A 5,864-nucleotide genomic window follows, 5' to 3' on the forward strand; every position below is an offset into this window, starting at 1 on the left:
AAAACCGCCGAACTCGGGGTTGCCGCCCACTGGAAATACAAAAGCGGCGGAAATAACCCGATCAGTCTCGATTGGCTCCATAACCTCCAGTACCAAAACGAATCGGTAGAAGCGTTTTACGAACTGATCAAAAACGACCTTTTCAGTGAAGACATCAGTGTCTTCTCCCCGAAAGGCAAAGCGTTTACCCTTCCTCGCGGTGCGGTGGCTCTCGATTTTGCGTATGCCGTTCATACCGAAATCGGAGACAGTGCCGAGGGGTGTCTGATCAACAAAGAGAAAGCGTCGCTTTTGAATGAACTGCACAACGGCGATATTGTCAAAATTACGACGGCATCGAAAAAAATCAACCGATGCAGCTGGATCGATACGGTAAAAACTTCCCGTGCCAAAGCGAGTATGCGTGCTAACTGCAATCAGCGTATTCGCGCCATCGACACCGAAACGGGGATTAATATTCTGAGCACCATCTTTAGTATGGACCCTGTTCGTCTCAATGAGCTATTTAGTGAAACGCATCTCGATGAGCAACGCCACCGTATTCCGAGTGAATTGGATCTGCTCAAAGAGACGGTGAACCGCTTTACTCAGGAATTGGGTGAAAACAACCGTTTCAGTTTCCTCTCCCGAAACCGCTTCCGATTAAAACCTTATGTTTTTGCCTCGTTGGAGATCTATTCCAACAGCAGTATCGGTGACGCGGTATTTGATTATTGCTGTCACCCAAAAACGGGGGATGAAATCGTCGCCTTTTTACACGAAGGGAAAGCCCATATCCACCATAAAATGTGTAAAAATGCCTCAGGGATGATAGATCGAAGAGAGCCGATGGTCTATGTGCGGTGGAAATCTCAGCACTATTTTCGCTACCATCTCATTATTAGTATGCAAAGTGCTCAGGGTGCGTTAGCGGATTTGCTCACCTATATGGCGAAAATGGGAGCCGATATTAACTCGATAGAGTTAGGAAAAGAGAAATCGGAGCATACTCAGTATTGTGAGATGGAGTTTCAAACCCTCGAAGCGGATATTAATCGACTTCGCTCCAAGTTAGAGAAAAAAGGGAAAATCATACAATTTTTTCGGACCGATGACGCGTACCGAAGCCAAGGATAAAACATGATACAAACAGCCTTACGAGAAATACGACGCGGCACTGCCGAAATCATCGACGAAGCACGTCTTGAGACACTGTTAAAAAACTTTTTTGAAAAAGGTCAGACCTATACGGTCAAAGCGGGATTCGACCCTACCGCCCCCGATTTGCATTTAGGGCATACCGTATTGCTTCATAAATTAGCCACTTTCCAAAAATTCGGAGGACACATCCAGTTTTTGATCGGCGATTTTACCGCACAGATCGGTGATCCTACGGGGAAAAGTGAAACGCGTAAAAAACTCCTTCCCGCACAAATTCAGGAGAACGCTCAAAGCTATAAGAGTCAAGTGTTTAAAATCCTTGATCCTGAAAAAACAACCGTTGTTTTCAACGCCGATTGGATTAATCCCCTCGGTGCGGCAGGGATGTTGGAGCTCACTACGACCTATAATGTAGCCCGTATGTTGGAGCGAGACGATTTCGATAAACGTCATAAAGCAGGAATTTCGATCTCTATCAGCGAATTTTTATACCCTCTTTTGCAAGGATACGACAGTGTTCATCTCAAAAGCGATGTTGAGATCGGCGGGACGGATCAAAAATTCAATCTTCTGATGGGGCGTCATCTACAACGTGTTTATGAGATCGGGAAAGAGCAATCCGTCCTCATGATGCCGATTCTTGAAGGTCTTGACGGTGTTCAGAAAATGTCTAAATCGTTAGGGAACTATATCGCCGTTGCCGATGAGCCGAACGAGATGTTCGGAAAGATTTTGAGCATCAGCGATATCTTGATGTGGCGTTATTATGAACTTTTGAGCACCCAAACGCTGGATGAGATTGAAGCGCTAAAAGTCGGTGTTGAAAACGGATTGCTTCATCCGAAAAAAGTGAAAGAATCCCTCGCATTAGAGATCACGGCGCGATTCCATTCAGAGGAAGCGGCACTCGGTGCCCAAGCCGAGTTTGAACGTGTTCATGCCCAAAGTGAGATTCCGAGCGAAATGGATGAGTTTACTTTGGAGGGTCCGATCTGGGTAGCAAAAGCACTCGTTGACTGCGCCCTTAGCCCCTCAACTTCACAAGCCCGTCGCGAGATTAAGCAAGGCTCTGTTAAAATCGATCAAAATAAACTAAGCGATGAGCAATACCAACTTGAAGCGGCTGAATACATCCTTCAAGTGGGAAAACGAAAATTTGCGCGATTAAAGGTAACCCAATGAGCTTAAAACCAATTCAAATCGGCAAGTACACCATTAAAATTCCTATCGTTCAAGGGGGAATGGGTGTCGGTATCAGTTGGGATCGCCTTGCGGGAACGGTCTCTTTAGAGGGTGGACTTGGGGTTATTAGTTCCGTCGGAACAGGATATTATGAAGACAAAGTTCATGCGGATAAACTCATTGCTAACCGTCCTTTGGATGCTGAGAACTTTTATTCTAAAAAAGGGCTTGATGCAATTGTCAAAAATGCTCGTAAAATCTGTGGCGATGCCCCTTTGGCGTGTAATATTTTGTACGCGATCAATGACTATGGACGGGTTGTAACCGATGCGTGTGAAGCAGGGATTGATATTATCATTACAGGCGCGGGATTACCGACTAATATGCCGGAGTTTACGGCTGATTATCCGGATGTCGCACTGGTACCTATCGTATCCTCTCCCAAAGCGCTCTCTATTATCTGCAAGCGTTGGCAAAAACGGTACAACCGTCTCCCGGATGCAGTTATTCTTGAAGGACCACTGAGTGGCGGACACCAAGGGTTTACCTATGAGCAATGTGCGATGGAAGAGTATCAACTCGAAAATCTCGTCGCTCCTGTCGTAGAAGAAGCGGCGCTATGGGGAAATATTCCGGTTTTCGCCGCAGGTGGAGTTTGGGATAAAAACGATATTGATAAAATGGTAGACTTGGGTGCGGCGGGTGTTCAAATGGGAACCCGTTTTATTGGAACACATGAGTGTGATGCCCATGAAAACTTCAAGCAGGTTCTTATCGATGCCAAAGAAGAGGACATTACTCTTATGAAATCTCCGGTCGGTTATCCTGCGCGCGGTGTTCGTACCCATCTACGTGATTTGGTCGATTCACGAACCGGTCCTTCGATCAAGTGTATTTCCAACTGTGTCGCCCCATGTAATCGTGGTGTGGAAGCAAAAGAGGTCGGTTTTTGTATCGCGGATCGCCTTAGTGATGCGTATCTTGGGGACAAAGAACTCGGATTATTTTTTTCCGGAAGCAACGGCTATCGTATTCATGAAATTATCTCCGTCAAAGAGTTGATGGAAAAACTCACTCACGGGGAGTAGGCTCAGCGTGCTGATTCGTATTTTCTTTATTGTACTGTTGAGTATGACAACCCTAATGGGAGTCACCCTCTCCGAACGGGTAGAATCAGCGAAAAAAGCACTAGAGAGCACTGATGAAATCGAGCAGTTTCGAGGGTACAACGAGTTTAAAACCCTTTATTTACGTGCGATGCTCGATAAAAACAGTTCATTAGCGGCAGAAGCTCTTGAGGGGATCGTTAGCGGAGGGGAAAAGCTCGGTATTGATGTTAAAAAATACCAAGCAGACTTAGCTAAAACCAAAGTAAATACAAAAAAAACCGAATCTTCGGTAAAAACAGAGCTGACAGATACTGCCGTCCCCTCGGTTATTTACGATAAAACATTCAAACCCGCATTAGTAGCAAGCAAATTAACGACTCCCGAAAAGTTCAATACCCCTGAGCCTGAAAAAATGCTCAAACCTGAGCCGATCAAGTATAATGATGAAATAACATTGAGTATGCGTCACCGTCTTTTGAACACGCAATGGAAAGATAACGGTTTGGAACTCCTCTTTGATTCTCCGATTCACCTCTCTGAAGTTCGTATGTCCAAAATTATTGAGGCGGATAAGAAGCGATACCGTTACATCATTGATATTGACTCTTCGACCCTCTCCAAAAGTCAAACGTTAGAACATCAAAAAATCAACCGTATTCAGATGGCGCAATACAATGCCAAAACACTGCGACTCGTGATAGAACATGATCATCCGATCTCGATTAAAACCACCCCTAAAGCATCTTCTCTTTATATTGATCTCTCCGTAGAACCGCCTAAAATTACTGCTCCTCTCGCATCAACTCCTATGACAAAACCGGAAGTTCAAGAACCTCTGTTAATCTCCGCCCTTCCTCCACTTGTGAATGTCACTCCGCGTGATCGAAGTAAAAAAATTATTGTAATAGATCCGGGGCACGGAGGGAAAGACAGCGGTGCTGTTGGAAATGGATACATGGAGAAAGATATTGTCTTGCAGATCGGAACGCAACTTGCCGAAAAACTACGTGCTCAAGGCTACACGGTTAATATGACACGAAGTAACGATACCTTTATCGAACTCAAAGATCGGACAAAATTCGCTAATGATAAAGAGGCCGATCTCTTTATCTCGGTACACGCCAACTCTATCCCTAAAACATCTGATCCACTAGCCGCACAAGGGATTGAGACGTACTTTCTCTCTCCGACACGAAGTGAGCGCTCTATGCGGGTTGCTGCGCTTGAAAACTCCGAAGATATGGGTGAAATGGGGCAATACGGCAAGCTGAGCTTTTTGAGCTTTTTAAATAAAGAAAAAATTATTGCTTCCAATAAGCTTGGGATTGATTTACAAAAAGGGATGTTGGGAAGTTTACGTAAGCAGTTTCCCAATGTTCATGATAACAGTGTACGAGAAGCACCTTTTTGGGTTCTTGTAGGAGCACAAATGCCCGCAGTATTGTTAGAGGTGGGCTATATCAGTCATCCTGAGGAATCAGCGCGTATCGCTGATGATAAATACCAGCGATGGCTTGTGGATGGGTTATTAGAGGGGATCGGCAGATATTTTGCCAATAACAGTTAAAGTTTCGTTTTATCAAAAAAGTAGTTGGTTGCTTCGACAAATCCCTCTACACTTCCGCAGTCAAATCGCTTCCCTTTGAATTTATAGGCTAAGACCATCCCTTTTTGCGCTTGTGTCATAAGTGCATCGGTAATTTGGATCTCTCCCCCTTTTCCCGCAGGGGTGTTTTCGATAATCCCGAATATGTCAGGAGTGAGGATATAACGACCGATGATAGCAAGATTACTTGGTGCGACAGAGGGATCAGGCTTTTCGACCATGTTAGAGATCATATAAACTCCCTCTTCGATCTCTTTCCCCTCGATTATCCCATAGCGGTTGGTTTGACTCGGGTCGATCTCTTCGATGGCGACAATGGAGCATTTATACTTATTAAAAAGCTCTACCATTTGAGACAAGATTCCGCCGTTCCCGTTCCCATCGCATAAGTCATCGGCTAAAATGACGGCAAAGGGTTCATTCCCGATCAATGTCTCACCGGTGAGGATGGCATGACCTAACCCTTTCATCTCATTTTGGCGTGTGTAGGAGAAGGTGCATTGATCGATAAGAGAGCGAATCTCCGTGAGGTAATGCTCTTTATCGCTCCCCTTGATTTGGTGTTCAAGCTCATAGCTGACATCAAAATGGTCTTCCAATGCCCGTTTCCCTCGTCCTGTGACGATAGCCATTGTTTTCATCCCCGCTTCAACCGCCTCTTCAACACCGTATTGGATGAGAGGCTTTGTGAGTACGGGCAACATCTCTTTAGGCATCGCTTTGGTCGCAGGTAAAAAACGGGTACCGTACCCGGCAGCAGGAAAAAGACACTTTTTGATCATTGAGACTCCTTGATTACGTATGATATTTTATCACAAGTGCGAAGA

At 45.1% G+C, this 5,864-nt stretch carries 5 protein-coding genes; 4 read left to right on the top strand and 1 reads right to left on the bottom strand.

Annotation, left to right across the window (positions count from 1 at the left end; all coding sequences use genetic code 11):
* The 4 genes from JZU62_RS08275 to JZU62_RS08290 all read left to right on the top strand — a co-directional run.
* A partial coding sequence (locus JZU62_RS08275; RefSeq protein WP_295013726.1) for a TGS domain-containing protein occupies positions 1–1,116 on the top strand: 1,116 nt, incomplete at its 5' end.
* 3 nt (positions 1,117–1,119) lie between these two features.
* Entirely contained in the window at positions 1,120–2,322 is a 1,203-nt protein-coding gene (gene tyrS / locus JZU62_RS08280) for a tyrosine--tRNA ligase (protein WP_295013728.1), read from the top strand.
* Complete coding sequence (locus JZU62_RS08285) at positions 2,319–3,410, top strand: nitronate monooxygenase family protein (protein ID WP_295013730.1); 1,092 nt, start codon at positions 2,319–2,321, stop codon at positions 3,408–3,410. Before tyrS ends, JZU62_RS08285 begins: the two co-directional genes overlap by 4 nt.
* A gap of 7 nt (positions 3,411–3,417) precedes the next feature.
* Entirely contained in the window at positions 3,418–4,998 is a 1,581-nt protein-coding gene (locus tag JZU62_RS08290; protein ID WP_295013732.1) for an N-acetylmuramoyl-L-alanine amidase, read from the top strand.
* Here JZU62_RS08290 and galU read toward each other — a convergent pair.
* Positions 4,995–5,819, bottom strand: coding sequence for a UTP--glucose-1-phosphate uridylyltransferase GalU (gene galU / locus JZU62_RS08295; protein ID WP_295013734.1), 825 nt, complete (start codon positions 5,817–5,819; stop codon positions 4,995–4,997). The genes JZU62_RS08290 and galU overlap by 4 nt on opposite strands.
* Positions 5,820–5,864 lie beyond the last annotated feature (45 nt).

This window comes from Sulfuricurvum sp. (genome assembly GCF_019163035.1).
Classification (GTDB): domain Bacteria; phylum Campylobacterota; class Campylobacteria; order Campylobacterales; family Sulfurimonadaceae; genus Sulfuricurvum.

Excerpts from the sequence above, each read along its gene's own strand:
- tyrS (WP_295013728.1), top strand. The coding sequence starts at position 1,120 with ATGATACAAACAGCCTTACGAGAAATACGACGCGGCACTGCCGAAATC.
- JZU62_RS08285 (WP_295013730.1), top strand. The coding sequence starts at position 2,319 with ATGAGCTTAAAACCAATTCAAATCGGCAAGTACACCATTAAAATTCCT.
- galU (WP_295013734.1), bottom strand. The coding sequence starts at position 5,819 with ATGATCAAAAAGTGTCTTTTTCCTGCTGCCGGGTACGGTACCCGTTTT.